This is a genomic window from Listeria costaricensis (assembly GCF_900183385.1).
Taxonomy (GTDB): Bacteria; Bacillota; Bacilli; order Lactobacillales; family Listeriaceae; genus Listeria; species Listeria costaricensis.
The window spans coordinates 105,783-130,105 of record NZ_FXUT01000004.1 but is presented as its reverse complement, the minus strand read 5'-3'; the positions used below and the strand labels follow the sequence as shown (position 1 = coordinate 130,105).

23 protein-coding genes are annotated in these 24,323 nt (G+C 45.0%); 10 read left to right on the top strand and 13 right to left on the bottom strand.

Features of this window, described 5'->3' with window-relative positions; genetic code table 11:
• Positions 1–228: 228 nt before the first annotated feature.
• From CS921_RS03755 to CS921_RS03730, 6 genes are all read right to left on the bottom strand, one after another.
• Complete coding sequence (locus CS921_RS03755; RefSeq protein ID WP_099221716.1) at positions 229–1,470, bottom strand: DUF1015 domain-containing protein; 1,242 nt, start codon at positions 1,468–1,470, stop codon at positions 229–231.
• A gap of 81 nt (positions 1,471–1,551) precedes the next feature.
• Positions 1,552–2,742: a phosphoglycerate dehydrogenase gene (locus CS921_RS03750; RefSeq protein ID WP_099221715.1), complete on the bottom strand. Its 1,191-nt coding sequence runs from the start codon at positions 2,740–2,742 to the stop codon at positions 1,552–1,554.
• Positions 2,735–3,829, bottom strand: coding sequence for a 3-phosphoserine/phosphohydroxythreonine transaminase (gene serC, locus CS921_RS03745; protein WP_099221714.1), 1,095 nt, complete (start codon positions 3,827–3,829; stop codon positions 2,735–2,737). The genes CS921_RS03750 and serC overlap by 8 nt, the downstream gene beginning before the upstream one ends.
• A 310-nt stretch (positions 3,830–4,139) precedes the next feature.
• On the bottom strand, positions 4,140–5,294 hold the full coding sequence (locus CS921_RS03740) for an MFS transporter (RefSeq protein WP_099221713.1): 1,155 nt from the start codon (positions 5,292–5,294) through the stop codon (positions 4,140–4,142).
• 13 nt (positions 5,295–5,307) lie between these two features.
• Positions 5,308–5,730, bottom strand: a complete 423-nt coding sequence (locus tag CS921_RS03735; RefSeq protein ID WP_099221712.1) for a MarR family winged helix-turn-helix transcriptional regulator — start codon at positions 5,728–5,730, stop codon at positions 5,308–5,310.
• A gap of 121 nt (positions 5,731–5,851) precedes the next feature.
• Positions 5,852–6,211 carry a hypothetical protein gene (locus CS921_RS03730; RefSeq protein WP_420843736.1) on the bottom strand — a complete coding sequence of 120 codons (360 nt, stop codon included), beginning with the start codon at positions 6,209–6,211 and terminating at the stop codon, positions 5,852–5,854.
• A gap of 235 nt (positions 6,212–6,446) precedes the next feature.
• Here CS921_RS03730 and CS921_RS03725 point away from each other — a divergent pair, with 235 nt between their 5' ends.
• On the top strand, positions 6,447–7,046 hold the full coding sequence (locus CS921_RS03725; protein WP_099221710.1) for a nitroreductase family protein: 600 nt from the start codon (positions 6,447–6,449) through the stop codon (positions 7,044–7,046).
• Between the two features lie 163 nt (positions 7,047–7,209).
• Here CS921_RS03725 and CS921_RS03720 read toward each other — a convergent pair whose 3' ends face one another.
• Together CS921_RS03720 and CS921_RS03715 are read right to left on the bottom strand one after the other, a co-directional pair.
• Positions 7,210–7,983 carry an endonuclease/exonuclease/phosphatase family protein gene (locus tag CS921_RS03720; RefSeq protein WP_099221709.1) on the bottom strand — a complete coding sequence of 258 codons (774 nt, stop codon included), beginning with the start codon at positions 7,981–7,983 and terminating at the stop codon, positions 7,210–7,212.
• Positions 7,976–8,701, bottom strand: a complete 726-nt coding sequence (locus CS921_RS03715; protein WP_099221708.1) for an alpha/beta hydrolase — start codon at positions 8,699–8,701, stop codon at positions 7,976–7,978. Before CS921_RS03715 ends, CS921_RS03720 begins: the two co-directional genes overlap by 8 nt.
• A gap of 314 nt (positions 8,702–9,015) precedes the next feature.
• Between CS921_RS03715 and CS921_RS03710 the strand changes: the two genes are divergently transcribed.
• The 7 genes from CS921_RS03710 to CS921_RS03680 all read left to right on the top strand — a co-directional run bounded on the left by CS921_RS03710 (position 9,016) and on the right by CS921_RS03680 (position 19,205).
• A complete protein-coding gene (locus tag CS921_RS03710) occupies positions 9,016–10,266 on the top strand; it encodes a sugar ABC transporter substrate-binding protein (RefSeq protein ID WP_099221707.1) in 1,251 nt (416 codons plus the stop codon).
• A gap of 85 nt (positions 10,267–10,351) precedes the next feature.
• Complete coding sequence (locus CS921_RS03705) at positions 10,352–11,245, top strand: carbohydrate ABC transporter permease (RefSeq protein ID WP_099221706.1); 894 nt, start codon at positions 10,352–10,354, stop codon at positions 11,243–11,245.
• 18 nt (positions 11,246–11,263) lie between these two features.
• Positions 11,264–12,088 carry a carbohydrate ABC transporter permease gene (locus CS921_RS03700; protein WP_099221705.1) on the top strand — a complete coding sequence of 275 codons (825 nt, stop codon included), beginning with the start codon at positions 11,264–11,266 and terminating at the stop codon, positions 12,086–12,088.
• 18 nt (positions 12,089–12,106) lie between these two features.
• Positions 12,107–12,724, top strand: coding sequence for a YitT family protein (locus tag CS921_RS03695; protein ID WP_099221704.1), 618 nt, complete (start codon positions 12,107–12,109; stop codon positions 12,722–12,724).
• 91 nt (positions 12,725–12,815) lie between these two features.
• The gene (locus CS921_RS03690; protein ID WP_099221703.1) at positions 12,816–14,987 is read left to right on the top strand and encodes a glycoside hydrolase family 3 N-terminal domain-containing protein; all 2,172 of its coding nucleotides are present in this window, start codon (positions 12,816–12,818) and stop codon (positions 14,985–14,987) included.
• Between the two features lie 4 nt (positions 14,988–14,991).
• Positions 14,992–18,219, top strand: coding sequence for a GH36-type glycosyl hydrolase domain-containing protein (locus CS921_RS03685; RefSeq protein WP_099221702.1), 3,228 nt, complete (start codon positions 14,992–14,994; stop codon positions 18,217–18,219).
• A 26-nt stretch (positions 18,220–18,245) separates the two neighbouring features.
• Complete coding sequence (locus CS921_RS03680; protein ID WP_099221701.1) at positions 18,246–19,205, top strand: LacI family DNA-binding transcriptional regulator; 960 nt, start codon at positions 18,246–18,248, stop codon at positions 19,203–19,205.
• A gap of 410 nt (positions 19,206–19,615) precedes the next feature.
• Here CS921_RS03680 and CS921_RS03675 read toward each other — a convergent pair whose 3' ends face one another.
• Together CS921_RS03675 and CS921_RS15510 are read right to left on the bottom strand one after the other, a co-directional pair.
• The gene (locus CS921_RS03675; RefSeq protein WP_099221700.1) at positions 19,616–19,948 is read right to left on the bottom strand and encodes a thioredoxin family protein; all 333 of its coding nucleotides are present in this window, start codon (positions 19,946–19,948) and stop codon (positions 19,616–19,618) included.
• Positions 19,949–20,040: 92 nt separating this feature from the next.
• Complete coding sequence (locus CS921_RS15510; RefSeq protein WP_162921685.1) at positions 20,041–20,214, bottom strand: hypothetical protein; 174 nt, start codon at positions 20,212–20,214, stop codon at positions 20,041–20,043.
• A gap of 177 nt (positions 20,215–20,391) precedes the next feature.
• Here CS921_RS15510 and CS921_RS03670 point away from each other — a divergent pair, with 177 nt between their 5' ends.
• Positions 20,392–20,952, top strand: a complete 561-nt coding sequence (locus CS921_RS03670; RefSeq protein WP_099221699.1) for a DUF4303 domain-containing protein — start codon at positions 20,392–20,394, stop codon at positions 20,950–20,952.
• Positions 20,953–20,978: 26 nt separating this feature from the next.
• Here the strand turns inward: CS921_RS03670 and CS921_RS03665 are convergent, their stop codons facing one another.
• Positions 20,979–21,215, bottom strand: coding sequence for a hypothetical protein (locus CS921_RS03665; protein ID WP_240422294.1), 237 nt, complete (start codon positions 21,213–21,215; stop codon positions 20,979–20,981).
• A 120-nt stretch (positions 21,216–21,335) separates the two neighbouring features.
• Here CS921_RS03665 and CS921_RS03660 point away from each other — a divergent pair, with 120 nt between their 5' ends.
• Positions 21,336–21,728, top strand: coding sequence for a VOC family protein (locus CS921_RS03660; RefSeq protein WP_099221698.1), 393 nt, complete (start codon positions 21,336–21,338; stop codon positions 21,726–21,728).
• 3 nt (positions 21,729–21,731) lie between these two features.
• On the opposite strand, the gene CS921_RS03655 is transcribed toward CS921_RS03660, so the two are convergent.
• Together CS921_RS03655 and CS921_RS03650 are read right to left on the bottom strand one after the other, a co-directional pair.
• Positions 21,732–23,135, bottom strand: a complete 1,404-nt coding sequence (locus tag CS921_RS03655) for a glycoside-pentoside-hexuronide (GPH):cation symporter (protein WP_099221697.1) — start codon at positions 23,133–23,135, stop codon at positions 21,732–21,734.
• A gap of 47 nt (positions 23,136–23,182) precedes the next feature.
• Positions 23,183–24,277: a Gfo/Idh/MocA family protein gene (locus CS921_RS03650; protein WP_099221696.1), complete on the bottom strand. Its 1,095-nt coding sequence runs from the start codon at positions 24,275–24,277 to the stop codon at positions 23,183–23,185.
• Positions 24,278–24,323 lie beyond the last annotated feature (46 nt).

Genomic DNA, 24,323 nt, shown 5'->3' with positions numbered 1-24,323 from the left:
ACGCTATCTGCAACAGTTCGCTCTGCTTTGACCAAAGCAATCTAATTGTCAGCATCTATATGGATAAATTACCCACATATCCACAGGTAATCTACACATTTTAAAAAATTTACCCCTCTATTTTAACTTATTCACATGTGGATAACAATAGTTTTGCCGGATTTTTTTGTTATCCACAGGCTACTTCCATTAAAAAATGACCACCCGTTTTTCAGGCGGTCACTCGCTCTATTTGCTTTCCAGCTCATGAATAAATAATCCACTAAGCAGTTTCGGCTCAAACCAGGTCGATTTGGGGGGCATCGTTTCTCCCGCATCGGCTACGCGCAGCAAATCTTCCATCGTTGTCGGGTACATTGCAAAAGCAACCGTATGGCTTCCGTTATCCACAAGTCGCTCCAACTCGCCCAGACCTCGAATTCCACCAACAAAATCAATCCGGTTATCACGGCGAATATCTTCAATCCCGAATAACGGGGTTAAAACCTGCTCCTGCAAAATCGACACATCCAACTGACCGATCACATCATCTGGAATCACGGCCGGCTTCGCTTCAAGCTTATACCACTCTTTCTCAAAATAAAGCCCGATTTGCTTAGGCGCTTCCGGTTTGAACGCCGTTTTCCCAACAGGCGTAATATCGAAAGCCCCCTCTAATTGTTCCATAAAATCTGCCGCTAACGGAATGTTCACAACTCGATTGTAATCAAGAATTGCCAGCTGCTCTTTTGGAAACAGGACCGAAAGAAAATAATTGAATTCTGCCTCCGAACCTGCTTCTGGATACTGCTCTCTGCGCTTGAAACCCACCTTCACGGCCGATTCTGTGCGGTGATGACCATCGGCAATGTAAAGCGCTGGTACCGATTCAAATTCGGCTTCGATCGCGCCATTCACTTCTCCATCCGTGATTGCCCAAACCCGGTGCGCTACCTCGTGAAAACTTTCAAAGGCATAAATCGGTTCATGCTCGACTTTCCATTTTTCAATCTGCTCATTCACGCTGTCTTTTCCGCGATAGGTCAGAAAAATCGGGCTTGTATTCGCATCGCAGGTATCCACATGTCGAATCCGATCGAGTTCCTTCTCTTCTCGTGTAAATTCATGCTTTTTAATTGTTCCGGCTGCATAATCATCGATCGATGTCACAGCCACCAGTCCCGTCTGTGCTCTGCCGTTCATCGTTAACTCGTAAATATAGAAACCAGCCGTCGCATCTTTTTGAAGCCAGCCTTTTTGAAGAAATTTTTGCAGATTGGCAGCCGCCTGCTGATATACGTCATCAGCATAAGGTGAAATTGTAGGATCAAGATCAATTTCCGCCTTGTCGATATGTAAAAAAGAATAAGGATTTTGATCGCCTAATTCCCGTGCCTCTTCACTATTCAGTACATCATATGGCAAAGAAGCTATTTTCTCTGCTTGTTTTTCATTTGGTCTCACGGCTTTAAACGGTCTTACTTTTACCACGCTTATTCCTCCTTTTAAGTGAAAAGGGTCTTAAGTTTCTATCAGCTTAAGACCCTGCTATCATTATTTCCCGGGTAATAATTAACTAATCGTCACACCAAGCGGCTCGATGACGCGCACACGAAGCACGCCTTGTACAGCCTGAAGCTCACGTTTGATTTCATCCAGCTTCACTTGATTTTCCTGATCAATATCAATCAGCGTATAGGCAAAGTCTCCCTTGCTGCGGTTTGTCATATCCATAATGTTCAGCGTATAGCCAGCCAAAACCGTGGTGATCTGGCCCACCATATTGGGGATGTTCTGATGACAGATGCCAATTCGCGGATGACCATTATAAGGCATTTCCACATTGGGGTAATTGACCGAGTTTTTAATGCTGCCAGTTTCCAAATAGTACTGCAATTCTTTGGCAGCCATCTTGGCACAGTTTGTTTCAGCTTCTTCTGTAGAGGCTCCCAAATGCGGCAGCACACGAATCTGCGGCTGGTTCATTAAGCTGGGTGAAGCAAAATCCGTTACATAGAGACGCAGCACGCCTTCATCCAAAGCGCCTCTGATCGCATCTTCATCTACCAGCTCCCCGCGTGAAAAGTTCAACAGGACCGCATTGCTTTTCAGAATCCGCAATGTCTCTTCATTGAACATCTCACGTGTGTTATCACGCAGCGGCACGTGGACCGTAATGTAATCGCATGTCGCCAGAATCTCTTCGATGGTCAGCGCCCGTTCGACTTCTTTGGAAATTCGCCAAGCTGTATCCACCGAAACGTATGGATCATAGCCGACCACTTCCATGCCAAGCGCTAGTGCATCATTGGCCACAAGTGCCCCAATTGCTCCCAGCCCGATGATTCCAAGGCGTTTGCCAGCGAGTTCTGTGCCCGCAAAAGCTTTTTTACCAGCTTCAACCTCTGCCGCAATATTTTCGTCCACTTCCAGATTTTGCACCCAGGCATTGCCTTCGATAATTGGTCGAGCCGCCATAAATAAACTTGCTAAAACCAGCTCTTTGACTGCATTGGCATTGGCTCCAGGTGTATTGAAAACAACGATTCCCTGCTCGGCACATGCCTCAACCGGAATATTGTTCACGCCAGCGCCAGCTCGGGCAATCGCCTTGACGGATTCAGGAAAAGCATGTGCATGTAAGTCATAGCTGCGCAGAAGAATTCCATCCGCCGGCTCGTTCGCATCAATCACATATTTTTCAAGGTCAAAGGTTTGTAATCCTTCTTTCGCAATGGCATTAAAGGTTTGAATATTAAACATGAATTTCTCCCCCCTTATAAGTTCTTGCAAATTCATCCATGAAAGTGACGAGCGCTTCGACACCTTCCACTGGGAAAGCATTGTAGAGACTTGCACGCATGCCACCGACCGAGCGGTGCCCCTTCAAGTTCACAAATCCTTTTGCTTCGGCTTCCTTGACAAAAGCTTTATCTAGGTCGCTGTTTCCAGTAACAAACGGAATATTCGTCAGCGAACGGGATAGCGGGTCAACTGGCGAGCGGAAGAATTCGGAGGTATCTAAATAATCATATAAAATGCCGGCTTTTTTGCGGTTGATCGCCTCGATTGCCTCTACACCTCCAAGATCTCGAATCCATTCAAAAACAAGCTTGGCCACATAGATTGCAAATGTTGGCGGCGTGTTGTACAGCGAATCATTATCCGCCTGCACCTTGTAATCCAACATGGACGGCAGCCCGGCCACCCGACCGATCAGATCTTCCCGCACGATGACAAGTGTAAGTCCGGCTGGTCCGATATTTTTCTGCGCCCCTGCGTAAATCAGGCCAAATTTTTGTGTATCGTAGACGCTCGCCAAGATATTGGAAGACATATCTGCAACCAGTGGCACGTCTCCTGTTTCCGGAAGATTCCAGATAGTGGTTCCTTCAATCGTATTGTTCGTTGTGATGTGAAGATAAGCCGAATCCTTTGAAACGGTAGGAATTTCAGGAATATAGCTGAAATTTTTATCCTCGGATGAAGCAAGTACTTCTACTTCGACATTTGAAAGTTTTTTTGCTTCAGAGATTGCCTTTTTCGACCATGAACCGGTATTTACAAAAGAAGCCTTTTTCCCTGCGGCAAGATTCATTGGCACGGCACTAAATTGTAGACTCGCCCCACCTTGCAGAAAAAGTACTTTGTAATTATTCGGAATTTTCATCAGGTCGCGAATCAAACTTTCGGCTTCTGAAATTATTTCCTCAAACAATGCCGATCTGTGACTCAGCTCCATTACTGACATTCCCGACCCCTTATAAGAGATTAACTCCTTTTGAACTTGCTCTAAGACTGGTACCGGTAATACTGCCGGTCCTGCTGAAAAATTATATGCGCGCTTCACTCATCATCTCTCCTGTTCCAATTGATATTCCACTTGATTTCCTTGGCAAAATTTTCCTACATCTTGTTGAGATTATGAGCCTTTCTTGTGTTGCTCTCGCTCCGGCCCCCTTCCTTTAAGCGGTCTCTAACTGTCTTATTGTGAAATAAACAACAATATTTCAAATTTAACAAAAAGACTGTCTTTTTATGCTTTTGTTTATTATAGCAGATTCCTATTTTTTTTAAAGAGAAACTTCCCCAAAACGAAAAGTTATTTTCACGAGCAAATTATCCATAAAAAAAACGAGCTGTGCGCTCGAAGTAAATCGTCACACAGTCCGTTTTCTGCAAAATTTAATCCAGTAAATAATGAAAAATACAATTAACGCGATAATGGAAGTTCGGTACATGACAGCATAGCTGGAAAAAGTTGCGATGATACTGAGGCCAAAGCTTCCGACCGCCATTCCAATATCCATGCCCGAAAGAAACGTCCCATTCGCAGCCCCTTTGTCATGCGGCGCAGCCCGATCGATCGCAAGTGCTTGCAAAGATGGCTGTGTCATGCCGTAACCAAGGCCAAAAAATAGAGAAGAAATAAATAACATACCTGCTCCACCCGAGAAGGATAGCAGAATGATCCCGATAACCATAGCCACAAAGCCTGGCAGAATCACATATTTATGTCCCTTTTCATCGTAGAGCCGTCCTGCAAACAGTCGACTAACGAGTACCATGATGCCCTGTCCGACAAAAAAGATCCAGCTGCTGGAAATATTCAATTCTTCCTGACCGTAAATCATCATAAAGGTCTGAATGCCACCCAGTGGAATCGCCATTAGGAAGCATAGGAAGGCTGGCAAAAGCGCCGACTTAGCAATCATCTTTGGTTTTTCTTGCGGTTTACGTAAAGCCTTGGAACGAGGTACTTTCAGTTGTGTCAGCAATAAAAAAACCGCCGTAAGTGTCACCAGCGAGAAAGTAATCAACGTGTTAAATGAAAAATAGTTCATGATTAGGATGGCGATAATCGGAGCAAATGATAAACCCAGCGCAGTCGTTAAACCATAGAAGCCAATTCCTTCTCCAGTTCGACTGGGTGGTACAAGTAGCGAAACCGCTGTTGCAATCGATGTTGTTCCTATACCCCAACCGGCACCTTGTACTAGCCTTAAAGCCAGCAATAAAGCAACCGTTCCAGCTAAATAAAAATTAGCGGTTGATAAAATTAAAATAACAAAGCCAATTAAAATAAGTATCTTAGAACCAAAACGGTCATTCCAACCGCCAGCAAGTGCCCGCGTTAAAAGCGCCACTACTGAAAACAAGCCTACTGCAAGGCTCGCCTGTACTTGTGTACCACCCAGCGCTAAAATCTGAGCAGGAAGTGTCGGCATGAAGATCATGAAGCCAACGTAGAGCAAAACACTTCCGATCAATAAGAAGACATAATTTTTTGTCCAAAGTTTTGTGTTTTCCTCCAAGCAAATCCCTCTTTTATTCGATATTTTTGGTGATGTGCGAAAGAAGTGCCATATATTGTTCAAGTTGTTCCTCATTAAGACCAGCAAACATTTGTGCACAAGCCTTTTCTATAACAGGGCGCAGTGCTGCTACCTCTGTATCGCCTTTTTCCGTGACACTGAGGAACGTTTTACGACGATCTGTCTCACTCAATTCCCGACGAACTAATTCTTTGCGAAGCAGAACATCAATGATTCGATTGACAGTTGGCGTATCTTTTTCGACCAGCTCGGCAATCTTTTTCTGCGTAAGCGGGCCTTGCAGTTGAATGACGTTCAACACAGACCACTGCTCAGGTGTTACATCATAGTCTGCTATATAACGCGCTAAAAAAAGGTGCATCTTTTTCCCTGTAAGAGTTGTTGCAAAGGAAATACCATCATAATATTCTCGCATCTTTTCACACTCCCAAATAATTGCATTGACAATTATTGTCTAGACAACTATATCATAAAAATCGAAATAAAGAAAGGTCTCTAAAAAAACAACTGTTATTTTCCTTTAAAAATAACAGTTGTCATAAAAGCTCTATATCCACTAAATCACTAAATTGAATCGGATAAATCGTCCCAAAAACATCTTTAAAAAGAATTTCCTGTGTCACAATGTCCATTTCGAGTGGTACGACATCCAATTTTTCTATCTGCCCCATCCCCTGATAGATTTCTGGATATTCAAAGGGAGCCAAAACAAGCTGATTCAGATCTGCTTCCAGAAAATAGCGGATGCGAACGAGCCATTCGCGCTTGATTGCATCCTTAAGCGTAATGTAGAAACTTTCTTGTTCTGCCGGGTCGACAATCGGACGCTTCTCTAGTCGTGCCGGGTCTATCCTTTTTTCATCCATCGTCTTAAATGCCAAAATCATTGTGATCACCTCTTTCATTTTTATTATACGAACAAACGTTCTATTTTGCAAGTTTTTTATCTCTCATTCTTCTAATAGCCAGGAAATCTCATAACAAAACTCGGAATAACAGATTTTTTTCGCTTAGAACCCCAACGTAGATAGCGGTTACATGTGATTTCGAGAAGAAAAACTACTTGCATTTTAAAATTATATCGCTATACTTAAGTAAGTAAATAACAATTATAAAGGAGCTAATTCAATTATGACAACTACATTTTTAGATGCGATTAAAACACGTCGTTCCATTTACGCTTTGGACAAAAATATTACTCGTTCCGAAAACGAAATTGAAGAAATTATCAAAGAAGCGGTGAAACATAGCCCATCTTCTTTTAACTCTCAAAGTTCCCGTGCGGTTATTCTTTTTGGCGGTGAACATGATAAGCTTTGGAATATCGTGGAAGATGCACTTCGTAAAGTCGTTCCAGCTGACAGCTTTTCTGCCACAGAAGAAAAAATCGCTTCATTCCGTGCTGGATATGGCACAGTTCTTTTCTTTGAAGATGAAAATGTCATCAAAGGACTACAAGAAAACTTTGCGCTATATGCTGAAAACTTCCCAATCTGGTCCGAACAAGCGACTGGTATCGCGCAACATTCTGTGTGGGTTGCACTTGCTGAAGCCGGTCTTGGTGCTTCCCTGCAACACTACAATCCGCTAATCGACGACGCAGTTCGTGCTGAATGGGATATTCCGGCAAGCTGGAACCTGCGTGCGCAATTGCCGTTTGGTAACCCGACAACTGAACCTGGTGACAAAGAATTTATCGCTGACGAAGATCGGTTCCGCGTTTTTAAATAAATAGATGGCAAAAACACCTTTTCTATGCGCAGAAAAGGTGTTTTTTTATTTCCAATCAACCTATTCAATTTGAGCAGCTTCCAACACAATTCACACAAATAGAAGAGAATTTCTCCTATGAATATATCGGCGGTCAAAATCGTTCGTCAGCTGTAGCCGCTCATTATCTCAAATCAGCTTCAATCACAACCGGAAAATGATCCGATGCGCCGTATTTTTCGCCGGCCAATTTGAGTGTTGCATATTTCAATACATGAAATTCTGGCGATACAAAAAGATGATCGATTTTTTCCAACTCTTCTTCCGGGCGAAGCGGATCAAAATCGTGGAAGCTTCCGGCTGGGCCCGCGTGCGTTATCTGCTCATCCAGCCGCGGATCCCGCAGAACTTTCAAAATCGCTTCATATGTAGGCGTGTCAGGCTCCGTATTCAAATCGCCCATAAGTACCACTGGCTGGTCTGCCGCTATTTTCTGTAGCCGCTCTAAAATCAAGCTCATTCCAAACAAGCGTGCCTCTTCGGAAACGTGGCTGAGGTGTGTATTGAAAACAAAAAATGCCCGACCTGTCGAGCGGTCCTCCAACTGCGCCCACACACAAATGCGCGGAAACATGGCGCCGGAATAAATGGACGGCTGCTCCGGTGTCTCCGAAAGCCAAAAGTGGCCATCTTGAAGTTTTGTGAAACGTTTCGCATTATATAAAACAGCGGTAAACTCGCCCGCCTTGTCTCCATCCTCGCGACCAACGCCAAAGTATTCAAAACCGCCAAATCGGCACATGTCCTCCATTTGAAAAAGCAGCGGTTCCTGCACGCCGCAAATATCGAACTGCGCCTCTTGAAATACCCGCTCAGCTAGCGGTGCCCGAAACGCCCAGCTTTTGATTTCGTCAGCCTGATCATCAAATCGCACATTAAAAGTGGCTATTTTATACATGTTCTCCCATCCTTTCGTCCATCCAATCGAGTGCTGTCTGAATCGCCGCTTCCCAGAACGCCCAGTCATGATCGCCCGGACGCGCAATAAAAGTAAAGTCGGTCAAATTTTCCTCAGCAGCCTGCTTAAATTTCAAATTATCCTTATATAGGAAGTCTTCCGTTCCGCAAATCTGCAAAACTGGCGGCAGATCCTCTTGCTGCAGTAACGCGAACAAATCATTCCCCGAACCGTCGAACGCTTCCTTCGTGCCAAAGATACGGGTGAACTCCGCCTGACGCTCCGTCCAGTCACGACGCATTCGCGGAACATCTACAGCTGCCGACATGGCCACGATCCCTGCAAAGCGCTGCGGCCAGTTCAGTCCCCACTTGAGCGCACCGTATCCACCCATCGACAGGCCGGCCACAAATTCCTTATTCGACAAGCGGAACTCCTGATGCAGCTCCTCATACCATTCCTGTGTCAAAAACGTCCAATAAGGAAGTCCATCTGCCATATCCGTATAATAGCTGCGATGAACGCTCGGCATAAAGACGGCTAGTTGGTGCTCCTCTGCATAGCGCGCAATGTTGCTGTTCCGGAGCCAAGCTGAATGGTCATCCGACATCCCGTGCAGTAAATAAAGAACCGCCCGCGGATTTTTTGGAATAATCGCCGAAAACTGCGTTTCTAAATCCAAAACTTGCGAGCGGAACATTCCTTGATAAACAGTCATTTGATCACCTCATTTATTATGTAAGCGCTTTTACCACTATTTTACTATTATATCACAAACAAAAACGTTTCACCATTTTTTAATAATTATTTTAATGAGAATTTAAGCTCTTGTAAGGCTATAAAACCATATTTCTCAACAAACCGCATAACAGAGCCATTTAAAAAATTAAAATTAAATTAAAGAAAGCGCTTGCCAATTTGACTACCCCTGTAGTATAATTCTTATAGAAACGTTTCTACAAATTTTAAATTGCCTATAAAAGGGCATGGCAATGAGGTTTTATAATAATTAAAAAGTGATGGAGGTCAATCATGAAAAAGAAATTTTCGATTGCAGTATTAGCAGTTGCACTAGTATCGAGTTTATTTCTAACAGCATGTGGTAGTTCTGGTGACAGCAAGGGATCCTCAGATGACGAATTGGTTTTCTGGGCAATGGGGGATGAAGCATCTGCTACAAAAGAATTGGTAAAAGGCTTCACAGAAGAAACTGGTATCAAAGTAAAAGTCCAAGCTATTCCTTGGGACAATGCACATGACAAAATGTTAACAGCAATCGCTTCTAAATCCGGTCCAGATGTTGTTCAAGTTGGGACAACAAACATGGCTGAATTCGTAGAAGCCGGCGCTCTTGAAGATATTTCCAAAGAAGTAAAAGACAGCGACAACATGAAACCTGAAAACTTCTATGACGGTGCTGTTGAAACGACTCAATTTGACGGTAAAACTTACGGTGTTCCTTGGTACACTGAAACACGCGTCCTTTTCTATCGTACAGATATTTTAAAAGAAGCTGGTTATGATCACGCTCCTGCAACTTGGGACGAATTCCACGATGCTGCTGTTAAGCTAAGCAAACGCGGAGATGACAAATATGGCTTTGTTATCGATCCTAACGAACTTTCACTTGGATTCATGTTCGGTCGTCAAAATGGTTCTGAATTAATCTCTAAAGACGGCAAACCTCTATTTGACCAAAAAGAATTTGTAGATGCTATTAAATATCTAGATAGCTTCATTACTGACGGCGCTGCACCTAAACAAGATCTAGGTCTTGATTTAACACAAGCATTCAGCGGTGACGATCCTACTTTCCCAATGTTCATCAGCGGACCTTGGATGGTTAACACGCTTCAAACAACAGCTCCTGACCTTGATGGTAAATGGGCAATTGCTGAACTTCCTAAAGGATCTGCAAACAACACTTCCGTACTTGGTGGTTCTAACCTGTCCGTATTCAAATACAGCGACCATAAAGAAGACGCTCTTAAATTGATCGACTACTTGAGTGGTAAAGATGTACAAAAAGAATACCTTGATAAAACAAAAAATCTTCCTGCAAACGTTGAAGCATGGGATTACAAAGAAATCAAAGACGATCCAAACTATCAAGTATTCCAAAAACAACTAGAAGCTTCTGAACCAATGCCACTAATCCCTCAATATGAAGAGCTTGGCGAAACTTACAAGAAATATTGGGAACAAATCTCCGTTAATGGCGAAGATGTAGATAAGGCAATGAAAGAATTTAATCAGGAAGCTGAAACAATTTTGAGTAAATAATCACACACAAATAACTGGTAAGAGGTATTGATGCAAAATCAATACCTCTTGCTTCCAAAGAAACCTTTTGAAGGAAGTGAAAAACATGAAGGCTTTTCTTAATCGCAAAACGCCTTACTTTTTTATAGCACCAGCATTGATCCTCTTGCTATTATTCTCATTGGTGCCTATTTTTTTGGCTGTTTTTATGAGCTTTACCGACATGGATTTGCTCGGACTGGCCGACTATTCAAATATCAGCTTTATCGGGTTTGAAAACTATGTCAACCTGTTTAAAGATCCGCAATTCCTACAAGCTCTGGGAAATACAGCTTTTTACGTAATCATCGGTGTACCGCTCGTTATTGTTTGCTCACTCGGCATCGCCCTTTTGATCAACTTTTCCGATGCACGGATCTTCCGGTTCTTCCGTTTGATCTTCTATGCACCATCCATTACAAACGTTGTCGCAGTTTCCGTTGTATGGCTTTATCTGTACAACCCTACTTTTGGTCTCTTGAACTATATTCTGTCATTCTTTGATTTAGGGCCTGTTCCATGGCTGCAAGATCCAACAATGGCCAAGATCTCCTTGATCATTTTGGCACTTTGGCGGGGGATTGGTGTCAACATGCTGATTTTCCTTGCTGCACTTCAAGGAATTCCAAAAGAGTACTACGAGGCAGCTGCTATTGACGGCGCTAACAAATGGAACCGTCTCGTCAACATTACGATTCCAAGTCTACGTTTTGCAACCTTCTTCGTTATGATCACAACATTGATCGGTTGGCTGCAATTCTTCGAGGAACCGTTTATCATGACGCAGGGCGGGCCAGTCGGGAGTACCACCTCAGCCGCGCTATTTATTTACCAGAACGGGTTCCAGCTTAACAAGTTCGGGTATGCGTCGGCCGGGTCGATCATTCTGTTTATCATCATTATTACGATTACCATCATTCAATTCAAATTCCAACAGCGTCATGATGATAACGCTATTTAAAAGAGAGGAGTACGCAAAATGCTTTTTAAACATTCTTGGAAAAGTAAGACTGTTGTCATTACAATTTTAACACTCGGCGGAATTTTAATGGTACTGCCGCTCGTTTGGATGCTGCTCTCCTCTTTTAAAACGGATGCAGAGATCCTGAAAATCCCACCAACCATTTGGCCGGATAATTTCACACTGGAGAATTTCAAAAAACTATTCACAGAAATGGACTTCGGTGTCTATCTGTGGAACACATTATTCGTCGTTTTCATGTCCTTTATTGGGCTATTCTTCTGTGCGATGGCAGGTTACGGCTTTGCCAAATTTAAATTCAAAGGCCGTCGCTACCTGTTCTATCTCGTACTTGCAACAATGATGATTCCTGGACAATTGACAATGATTCCGGTTTACTTGGAACTTAACGCAATGGGCCTAACAAATACGCTTATGGGGATTGCCCTGCCAGGCCTTGTTGGTGCATTCGGTATCTTCCTATTCCGGCAGTTTATGTCGACGATTTCAGATGAACTGCTCGAAGCGGCTCGACTAGATGGTGCCAGTGAATTCTTTATTTTCACTCGTATCATTCTACCAATTTCCAAACCAGTTCTCGCTGTGCAAGGGATTCTGACATTTATCGCCGGATGGAACTCCTTCCTATGGCCTTTGATCATTGCCAACGATGAAAAATACTATACGCTTTCTGTCGGCTTGCAACTCCTAAAAGGACAACACGCAAGCAACTACGCGCTACAAATGGCGGGCGCAACCTTTATGGTCATTCCGATCATTATTATCTTCTTGGTTTTCCAAAAATACATCCTTAAAGGGTTCAATGTTACAGGCATAAAGTAAGAAAAGAGGACTTGATGAATGGATGGCACTTCCTTCAAAAAACATGGTGCAGGTATCCTGAAAATCGCACTGGGCAACGCTATTATGGCGCTCGCCTATGCGAAGCTCATGGTACCTCATCATATTATCAACGGCGGCGTAACAAGCATCGCACTGATTTTCTCCAAATTAACAGGACTTTCCGTGCCGGCTGTTACAAATATAGCCTCTGTAGTGATTTTATTGCTCTGCCTATTTGTTAGTAAGGAACTGTTTATCAAATCGACCATCAGCAGTTCATTCTATCTGTTATTTTTTAATTTATTTGCCAGTCTGGATTTTAGTATGACGATCAATATCGTGCCTGATTTGGCGATCGCAATCATTTGCATCGCTTTCGGTTACTACTGCTGCCTTTCTTCGGGGGGATCAGCTGCAAGTGTAGATGTCATCGCACTGATTTTGAAGAAGCATCATCCCAGCTGGAATCTAGTTTTAATGATTCGCTACTTGAATTACAGTGTACTTTTACTAGGTCTGTTCGTTTATGGATTCGGTTCGGTTATTCTGGGGATCATCTTCTCCTACGCCTATTCCAAAGTACTGAGCATGATGCTCAAAGCCCATCAGAAAAGGACGCATCATTCGCTAAAATAGAAACGTTTCACTTTATAAACTACTCGTTTGCGGATGTTTGCTGTGAAACGGTGAAATAAAAGGATCATTTAGTATCGGAGGGATTTCTTTCATGGAAAAAAGAGAATTGGAAGCGTTACTTGGAAAAATGACGCTTTCTGAAAAAGTATGTCAGCTTGAACAGCTGGTACCCGCTTTCTTCGAGGGCGCGCTGAATAATGGTGAAACTACCGGGCCGCTGATCGCACAGAAAAGCGACTTTACGTCTGAAGAAATGCACAGTATCGGCAGTTCGCTTGGTACTGGCTCTGCGGAAGAAGTAATCGCCATTCAGGAGAAGCATCTTGAAAACAACCGCTTAGGCATTCCGCTTCTATTCATGGCTGACGTGATCCACGGTTTTCGGACGATGTTTCCGATTCCACTAGGTGTAGGTGCAAGTTTTGATCCGCAAGTTGCGGAAGATTGTGCCAAGATGGCGGCTCGGGAAGCTGCTGAAGCTGGCACGCATGTCACATTCTCACCAATGGCTGACCTGGTTCGTGATCCACGCTGGGGACGTGTGCTTGAGTCTACGGGTGAAGACGCTTATTTGAACGGTGAACTAGCGGCGGCATTCGTCAAGGGCTATCAAGGCGATGATCTGAAAAACGACTTCGACCGGATTGCTTCCTGCGTGAAACACTTTGCGGCATATGGAGCTCCTGAAGGCGGCCGTGAATACAATACGGTGGATATTTCCCGGCAGGCATTGAAAAATGACTACTTGCCGGCATATCAGAAAGCCTTGGAAGCTGGCGCCAAGATGGTGATGACTTCTTTCAACCTCTTTGAAGGGATCCCTGCTTCTGGAAATGAATACTTGATGCGCGAAATTTTGCGTGACGACTGGGGCTTTGACGGCGTGTTGATTTCTGACTGGGCATCGGTTGGCGAGCTCTTCAACCACGGTGTTGCAGAAACGCCGGAAGATGCGGCTGAACTGGCCATCAAAGCTGGTCTCGATATTGAAATGATGACGACAAATTACTTAAAAGGCTTGGAAAAATTGATCGAAGCGGGCAAAATCGACGAACAACTGGTCGACGAATCGGTCATGCGTGTCTTGGAACTGAAGAACGATTTGGGCTTGTTTGAAGATCCTTATCGCGGGTTGCAGGCTCGGAGCGAACAGAAAACCTTATCTGCGGAGCATCGACAAGTGGTCCGCACGGCGGCGGCGGCGTCTTCCGTTTTACTTAAAAATGATGGGGCTGTCCTACCTCTTGATGCGTCACGAAAGATTGCACTTGTTGGGCCATTTGCGGCAACAGACGACCTGCTTGGCGGCTGGGTATGCTGCGGTCGGCGCGATGAAGCTGTCACGCTTGAAACGGGCATGAACGAGCGCTTCAGCCACATCAGCATTCGCGGCACCGAGGATCCACTGGCATTCTCCGCTGCGGAACTAACAGCAATCAGTGAAGCCGCGGCTGGTGCAGAAGTCATCGTGGCCGCACTCGGCGAACCGTCCGCATGGGGCGGCGAGGCAGCGAGCCGCTCGGAGATTACCCTTCCGAAAGCACAAATCGACCTACTTCGCGACCTGAAAGCAACTGGCAAACCGGTCGTGGCACTGATTTTCAACAGTCGACCGCTCGACATTCGCGATGTCAAGGAGCTGGCAGATGCCATTATCATCCACTGGTTCCCGGGCACAGAAGCCGGCCATGCGGTTGCCGATCTGCTTTCCGGTGATGTGAACCCAAGTGGCCGACTGCCAATGAGTTTCCCTTACAATACGGGCCAAATTCCGGTCTACTATAATGGGCACAATACGGGGCGTCCGGTGACTGCCAGTGATGCCGACCCGCATTACAGCTCGAAATATTTGGATATTCCAAACGAACCGCTCTACCCGTTCGGCTTCGGGCTCAGCTACACGACATTTGCCTATCAGGATTTGAAACTTTCGACGAAGGATTGGCACAGTGGCGATTCGCTTGAAGTGGCTGTTACTGTGAAAAATACCGGTGATGTGGCTGGGAAAGAAACCATTCAGCTGTATCTGCGTGACGTTGTGGCTCACATTTCCCGTCCGCTCAAAGAGTTGAAACGTTTTGAAAAAGTGGAACTGGCGGCTGGCGAAGAAAAAACCGTCCGCTTCACACTGACGGAAGACGATCTGGCTTACTTTGATTTTAACGAAGAAAAACGCATCGATAGTGGTGCATTTGAAATTTACGCAGGTCCTGACAGCGTTTCGGGGCTAAAAGATACTTTTTATTTTGATGTTAGGAAGTGAAAAAATGGCAATTTGGCACACAATTCAAGTCGGCGATATGAAAGCCGTTTTCCATAAAAGCGGGTTCCTGCGGGAGCTCACTTATGGCGATATTATGCTCAATCAATTTGTTCAAAGTCCTCTCGAACGCCGCATGTCGCAGCTTTACTTGCGGATCAAGAAGGTAGACGAATATTTGATCTGCCCGCTTCTTTCTCATGAAGCAACTGTTCGTTTTGGGGAAAATTGGGTTCGCTACACGGGCGAAACAAAAAACGTTCATTATGAAGTGGTTTTCCGTCTCCATGAAGAGGGCTTCTTCTACGAGGTCTCGGTTGACGGCGATCTTGAAGGCGACATCATTTATCTGCAGGACATTGGGCTTGCCTCCCCTGCAGCGATCCGCACGAACGAGGCGTTCAACGCGCAATATTTGGATTACTTTATTGGTGAAAATAAATCGATTGCTATCCGGCAAAATCAGCCGCAGAATGGCGCGTTTCCGTTTATGGAAATCGGAAGTCTGCAAACTGTTAAGGCCTTCTCGACAGATGGCTTCCAGTTTTTCCATCTTGAAGAGCGGACTGGTCAGGATCCTCGCTTCCTGCAGCAGGACACATTGGCAGATGAAAAGTATCAGTATGAGCTGGCCATGACAGCCCTGCAAACGGAAACTTGGAAGAATTCCGGTCACTTTATTTTCTACGGCTTCGTGGCGGCAAATCAACCGGAAGCTGTAAAGGCAACCTTGCCACGCGAAACGATTCAATCCGCATGGAAAAAAATCGTCGCAGCTGAAGACAAGGCGATCGAAACGATTAAACCGGCCTATCTGCCACACTATGCGCCACTTGCTGGTGAAAAATTGACGTCTTCCGAACTGGATGCGCTCTATCCGGAACGCCATTTTGAAGAATTTGCAGATGACGAGCTGCTAGCCTTCTTTACCGGCTCACATGCCCACGTCGTTCTGCCTGAAAAAGAATTGCGTTTGGAACGGCCGCACAGTGGCATTTTGACGGATCAGGTCGACATTCTGCATCCTGAAAACACGCTGGCAACAACCAGCCAAATGGACGGGATTTTCAATTCACAGCTGATTCTCGGCAACACCAATCTCAATAAATTGTTGTCCCACGTACGGGAACCGCTAAATCTGCTTCACATGAGCGGTCAGCGGATTTACTTGAAGAAGAACGGCGGCTGGAACCTGCTCACCATGCCGTCTGCTTGGGAAATTGGTGCCAACTATGCGAAATGGTACTACAAAACGGAAGATGATTTGATTGAAATCAAGAACTTCCTGACAACGAGCGGCAAACAGGTGCAACTGGAATGGACTTCCTCGAAAAACTACCCAATTCGTGTGACAAATCAGGTCGTAATGGGCGACAACGAATATGATACGGCGTTTGAAGTAGCACAAACAAGTGCCGACACGCTGGAATTTTCGGCGGCACCTGAACAGCTGAGCAAGAAAATCTATCCAGAATTGGGCTACCGGATGACTTGGTCTGGCGCCTCGGCAACAGTTCATGACGAAAGCATTTTCGGCGAAGACTTTGCTGGAACAACTTCCCTACAGGTGCTTGATTTTGCAGAAACAAATTCTCTGAAACTGCATATTTCCGCCAAGCTTGAAGGCGAATATGCCGCACTGCAAAATACAACGCTTGAAGCAGAAAAAGAAAAAATGAACCACTTCATGCAAGACTTGTTGAATGGTTTTGACATTTCTCACCCTGCCCTTGCAGTCGACAAATGGAATGCCACACTTTACTGGTACACGCAAAACATGCTGGTTCACTTTGGTTCGCCACACGGTCTGGAACAGCACAGCGGCGCCGCTTGGGGCACACGTGACGTTTGTCAGGGGCCATTTGAGTTCTTCCTTGCTACAAGCAACCAACCGGCGATGCGACACATCATTGAAGTCGTATTCAGCAAGCAATATCAGCAAACGGGCGACTGGCCGCAATGGTTCATGTTCGACCGCTATTCGGATCTTAAGCAAGAGGAGAGCCATGGCGACGTGATCGTTTGGCCGCTTAAAATCGTAGGTGACTACTTGGCGGCAACTGGTGACACGGCGATTCTGGACACTGAAATTCCGTATGCGGAAGGCGGCAGTGCGACACTTCTTGAACACGTAGAGCTGGAAATCAAAATGATCGAAAGCCGCTTCATTGCTGGAACCTATCTGTCCAATTACGGAAACGGCGACTGGGATGACACGCTTCAACCGGCCAACCAGCAGCAGAAGAAATATATGAGTTCCAGCTGGACGGTTGCCCTCACTTATCAAGTGATTCGCAATCTTGGCGACGTGCTTCCAAATGGCGCTTATTACAAAGAACTAGCTGAAAAAATCAAAACCAGCTTTAACGATTATATTTTTACAGACGGCAATAAAGTCATTCCGGGCTTCCTTTACTTGGAAGATATTGAACAGCCGGAATTCATGGTTCACCCGACGGATAAGAAAACCAATATTGACTACCGTTTGCTGCCGCTCACACGAAGCATTATTGCAGAGCTTGTGGACGCAGACCAGGCACTGATTCACGATGAAATTATCGATGAGCATCTGCTTCATCCAGATGGCGTTCGTCTTATGAGTCAGCCGGCCACTTATACTGGCGGTGTCAGTCGGCACTTCTTGCGCGCTGAACAGGCATCCTTCTTTGGACGTGAAGTGGGCTTGCAGTATGTACATGCGCATATCCGTTTTGTCGAAGCACTTGCAAAACGCGGAAAAACAGAAGCTTTCCATATGCTCGACATCATCAATCCGATCGGCATCGGCGAACAGGTCGAAAATGCAGAACTGCGTCAGAGCAATGCTTATTTCAGTAGCTCAGATGCAGCATTCAAAGACCGCTATGAAGCTCAGAACGATTTTGCCAAGATTAAACGCGGCGAAGTCAAAGTAAAAGGCGGCTGGCGCATCTATTCGAGCGGCCCGGGGATCTTCATCCACCAACTGCTTAGCGCTGTTCTGGGCATTCGTGAAACAGCCGACTTTATCGAGCTTGATCCAGTACTTCCAGCAGAGATGGACGGTTTGACATTGACTTATCGTTTAGCTGGAAAACCTTGCAAGATCACCTATCGCCACACAGGTAGTCGCGATGTAGTAGCAGACGGCCGTTCCGTTATCAGCCAAAAATCTGCCAACCTTTATCGCGAAGGGGCACTGTGTGTGAAAAAACAAGATCTGGCAGGCATCGATCAACTTGAAATCCACTATTAATCTGATTTGGTAAGGGAGTATTTGTTATGGTAGGCATTAAAGAAATCGCAAAAAAAGCAGGCGTCTCGATCTCCACCGTTTCCTATTCACTAAACGGCAGCTCGAAAGTCACAGAAAAGACCCGGAATAAAGTCATCGCAGTAGCCGAAGAGCTGAACTATACGCCAAATATGGCTGCCCGCTCGTTGAAACGGCGTGAAACAAATATTATCGGCATCTATCTGACCGACTATTCGGGGGCCTTTTACGGTGAAATGCTGAACGGTGTCACGCAAACACTGGTGGCAAATGGCTATGAACTGATCGTTTGTAGCGGCGAACAGTCGCATCGTTTCTTGCCGGAGCGCATGATTGACGGCGCCATTATTTTAGATCATTCCTTCAGCACGGAGGAAATCCTGGAATATGCGAACCGGGGGCATAAAATGGTCGTACTGGACAGGGAGATCGAACACCCGAATATTCGAACGGTTCTGCTCGATAACCAGGCCGGTTCGATTTTGGCGGTCGATCATTTGCGGCACGGCTTTGAAGGCGACTTCTACCTCATCACGGGACCAGCAGGCACGTATGACGCGGACGAACGTCTTAAGGCCGCTCAAAGCGAACTGTCCCGCTTCAAAGACCAGAACGTCTACGTCATCCCAGGTGACTTTTCCAAAGAAGCCGGACGTGCAGCAGCAGAACGCATTGCCCGCGAATGGAAGCATCAAGTAGCCGTTTTCGCCATGAATGATGAAACAGCAATCGGCATGTATGATTATTTCAAGCATACCGAACTGGTCATCGGTCGTGACGTCCGGATTGTCGGCTTTGATAACATCGAAATCGTCAAATATCTGGATCCAAAACTCACCACGATCGGCTATTCCAAATACCGCCGCGGTGCAGTTGCGGCAGAAAACCTGATTCATCTTTTGAAAGGCGAGGAAGTCCACCGGCGCGACATGATCTACACAACCCTAATCGCCGGAAAATCAACCTGACTCGGCTCCATTACCTGCCATAGCATTTTTAAAAAAACAAGACATTCGGTAAAATCGGACTTCCCCTTTTTGCCGAGTGTCTTGTTTGATTTTTAAGCCGGAGATTCTAAAAAAATGCCCATCCATCCCCTTACTTAGCGATAATCCCCCTGAATAAAAACGAATATCCTAGCTATTTTTGGGCGTACGATCGATTTGCACCCTATAATAAAAATAATCACCATAAACGAACTAACCAAAACGCCGGTCAATTCATACAAACTGTGTGTATATCAACACTTATTGTGTCTGAAAAGAAATTGAATAACGACAACGCGCCTTCCCATGATAGAATACTCAACAAAAAAATACGCCGCTTAAAATAAAAAGCGCGCGTACCTCTTTAGAGACATGTAGTGCCTCAAATCCCCTTAAACAGTATTCATTTGTTCAAAACTTTTAAACCGGCTGCGCAGCTCATCGCAACTGACGATCCCCGCAACCTGACCTTTGATTTCTCCATTTACGATAACAAGTGAATTTGGAATGCCTTTTATCTTAAATTGCGCTGCTAATTCACGCTGCCTGTCAACATTGATTTTAACAACTTGGATGTTGCCTTGTTCGGCTTCCTGAAATTGTTCTAATGTCGGCCAAAAACAGCGGCATGGTGCACACCATTCCGCCCAAAAATTGAGCAGGATTCTTGGATAGCGATCGATGATTTCTTCAAAATCTTCTTTTTTCGCGTGAATGATTTCCATTAATTCCCACCTCACTCACATTCAGAATATTCCAAAGCAGTCCGAACGTCAAGTAAACCGTTCTGCAACAACGAATCCGCCGCTTTTTTTGTTTACTTTTTAACACTTTGATATTTTTTCCAGCCATACAATAAGTAACTGCCGATCAAAACCACAATCAGACATGCGGCAGTCAAAAGATCCGGCAGCAGCCGCACCAGTGCATACGGTTTTGCCGTTAGAATGAAGAGACCGAAAGCAGGAACGGCAAAAGTCCAGACGGTCAAGGGTTTAAGAGTGAAGATTTTTTCACATCCTGTGCGAAAGTCCCTTGACGGTCTAGATAGTCGGAACAGACATAGAACGAAGATTGCTTTTCGTAATTAATTGGGTATGGTATAATTCCCCCCAGTACAAACCAATAATTCGGGCTCCATAGGACTGAGTGAAAGGATGAAAGAAAGATGGATATAAAAAAAAGCGACGAGGAATTGATTGAGGCACTTGTCAAAGCTGCTAATGCTGCCTTCTTATCTTTAAAAGAAACCACGAAAGAAAATTTTTATTTTTATGTATTTGTTTTTGATGAGGGGCTGCATCCGTATATTTCAGCATGGTCTTACGAAGCCTTGGAAAAATCAATTATTGAACAGCAAATACCCGATGATGAAAAAAGCTGGTGGAAATGGGACAGTGCGGATTCTCCCTATGTCGTTTATGGGTATGACGAATTTTTTGGTGAAGTGAGTGAATTGTTGGATAAAAGAGCACTCGAATTATCAGATGATGAGCTTTATGAGAGTGAGTGGACCGCTCGAATTGATTTCATGGAAGAGGCCATGAAGCGACTTGACGCTTCTGGTTTGTTTGGAACTGGGAACGAACGAGAAAGTGTGGTTATTAATGTAGAACAAGTACCACCTGACGATGATGGCGCAGAATATAACAGAGCAGTGCGATTAAATCCACCTTCCATCTTGTTGTCTGGATATTTAGAATCATGTGAAACTCCCGAAAACACTTAGATTTTGCAGTGATAGCAGCTTCCAGTTTATCGTTCTAATAAAAGTCTCCAATAGGGCGGTGGTGACAAGCGGTAACTATCCCGCCGCCCTGCCGCATTAAAAAGAAATGTCCCCGTATAATTGAACACATAATAAATAATCAGCGGTGCCCAACCGTCCAACCAGCCATCATACGCATTCCCCATCAAAATAAACAATAAGTAAGGCAAAAAAGCGGTCGCCTGAATGATCGCATATGTAAAAAACTTCCCTTTAGGCTCCATTATCAAAACCTCCCAACTGACCAAAAGAACAGTCTCCATCTAACACTACCCTTAAAAAGTTTCACGTGAAACATTTTATGCTATAATTTCGATAAATCCAAGTCTAAGGAGCTGTTTCCTATGCAAAAAGCCACACCGTTTCTAATGTTCCAGAATGCCACTGCTGAACCTGCCGCCGAATTTTACATTTCCCTGTTTGACGATGCAGAAATCCTTCAGCTTGCCCGTTATGGAGCCAATCAACCTGGCCCAGAAGGAACCATTATGATTGGCGCTATTCGCATCAAAAATTTGGAGATCGCCATTAGTGACAGCTTTGTCAAGCATGCTTTCGACTTTACGCCCTCCAGCTCTATTTTTATCAATTGTGATGATACCACCGAATTCGACCGCTACTTTGAAGGCCTAAGCAAAAAAGGCGAAGTCCTCATGGAACCCGCCAATTACGGATTCAGTGAGAAATTCGCCTGGGTGAATGATCAATTCGGTGTTTCATGGCAGATTAGTTTGTGAAAATTATTCTGCCGGAAGCTCGCTTTCTGCATGACGCGCTTCCAATTCTTGCACGATTTGCGGATGGAGCGCATCCAATTTATAAAACAGTAGCGCAATCAGCTGAATAACACTGCAGAGAATCGGCACAAGGAAGTAAACCACGCTGATTGCCGAGGAAGTGGCAGCCGTGATGTGGTTGGGGTCGTAACCAGCAAAAGCGAGGATGTAGCCCACCGCTGCACCGCCAATGGCCATGCCCACCTTAGTTGCAAAGCTATAGCCAGCATACATGGTTCCTTCATTGCGGCTTCCAAATTTCCATTCATTGTAGTCGACCGAATCAGCCGTCATGCCAAATACCGCACCGCTACTGATACTGCCGAACACATTTCCAATAAAGTAGATAATAACGAAAACAACGAGATTATCAACAAAAAACGGCAAAATCATAAATGTTGCAATATAAATTAGAATGGCCAGGATATTCCCTTTTCTGTAGCCTAGCTTTTTAATGACCAGTGACGTAATCGCTGCGGCCGGAAGCATGGAAACATATAAAAGCGGCAAAAGAATCGAAATAAAGGCTGGATTGTGCAGCACATACATGCAGAAATAAATCGTAATCCCTGCCACAAGACCAATTTTGATGAACATGAATAGTGAAAAAATGATCGTCGAAAGCCAAGGTGTATTGTGCATGGCTTCCTTATAAGTTTTAACCAGACTGTGACGCGGTTGTTTTTGTCCAACTTGTGGAGCTGCAACATATCTCTCCTTACATTTCAGACCGACAAATAGAAAGCTGATAATCGCCACAGCACCAAACAGACATGCCGTCCAGAAAAAGCCTTGGCGTTCATTGCCCCCGCCCAGAAGACCGACAAGCGGCATCGCACAGGCCGTTACAATAATGTTCCCTGCTGCCATCCCGACCATCCGAAAGCTCGACATTTGGGCGCGCTCATGACTGTTTCTAGTCATAAGTGGCATCAACGCCCCGTATGGCACATTCACAAATGAATAAAGCAGGCCGACAATAATGTACGTGATATACGCGTAGACTATTTTTCCTGCATCTGAAACATCGATAAAGCTAAACGTTAAAATAAACACTGCGACAAGCGGAATGACACCAAAAATCATATATGGCCGCGTACGCCCCCATTTTGTATTCGTCCGGTCAACAAATGCACCAATTACCGGATCAATAAAAGCATCAAGCGCACGTGCCAGCAAGAACAGTGTTCCGGTTGCGGCAACAGGGATCAGCACCACATCCGTATAAAAGTAAAGAAGAAAACTCCCGACAAGCCCCCAGACCAGGTTGGAAGCCAAGTCTCCCACGCCATAAGTCACCTTCTCCGACAATTTCAATTTATTCCCTCTATCAGCAACAACTGGATTATTTACGATTTGGTTTTCCATACGATAATCCTCTCTTCTCTAATTGTTAACGTTTGCAATAAATGAACTTAGAAAACGACTACTTCGCCTGTTTCCGCAGAACGATAGATAGCTTCTAGGATTTGTGTAACAACAATCGCCTGCTCTGGTTTCACGGTTGGTTCCGTATCGTTCAAAATAGCATCAATCCATTGAATCGCTTCTGCATCCCGCTGCTCAACACTGTCCGCCCCAAAGCCAAATACACCACCAGCATCAGAAGGCTTCGTCTCTTCCAGTTGACCATGTTTTGCCTCGTTAAAGACGACATAGCCTTGATCGAGGAAGGCCTTTCCGAACATTTCTGCCCCGCCGTCCGTACCGCAAAGTGTCACCTGAGCTTCTTTCGGTTCGATCATATTGAGCGCCCATGCAGCTTCTAGGAAAATAGTCGCGCCGTTTTCCATTTTGATCAGCCCAAATGCCGAATCCTCCGTTTCAAAAGTATCTGGATCCCACGGGCCGAACATATTGGCTTCCGGTTTGTCTTTTAATTTGGCAAAAGTTGAACCAAGCACCATTTTCGGCTTGTAGTTGTCCATAAACCAAAGCGTCAGATCCAGCGCATGCGTCCCAATGTCGATCAATGGACCGCCGCCCTGTTTTTCCTTATCTGGGAAAACGCCCCATGTCGGCACGCCACGACGTCTGACGGCATGTGCTTTGGCAAAGTAAATCTCTCCCAGTTCCTCATTTCGGCATGCCTGATAGGTAACTTGGGAATCTGCCCGGAAACGATTTTGATAGCCGATCGTCAATTTTTTACCCGTCCGTTTCGCAGCATCCAGCATTTTCTTCGCTTCTTCGTAGTTGATCGCCATAGGTTTCTCGCATAGCACGTGTTTACCGCCTTCAAGCGCATCAACCGTGATGTAGGAGTGAGAAATGTTCGGTGTTAAAACATGAATGACATCAATGGAAGCATCTGCCACAACCTCTTTGTAATCCGTTGTTGTATAAGCATCAGCACTTCCATATGTTTTCGCTGCTTCTACCGCACGATCCAAAACAATATCACAAAATGCCACAAGCTCTACTTTCTCCGTCAATTTGACCAGCGCCGGAAAATGCTTCTGATTGGCAATCCCGCCGCAACCAATAAATCCAATTCGTAATTTTTTCATCCTATGAACCTCCATCGCTAAAATGTTATCGCTTACAATCCTATCT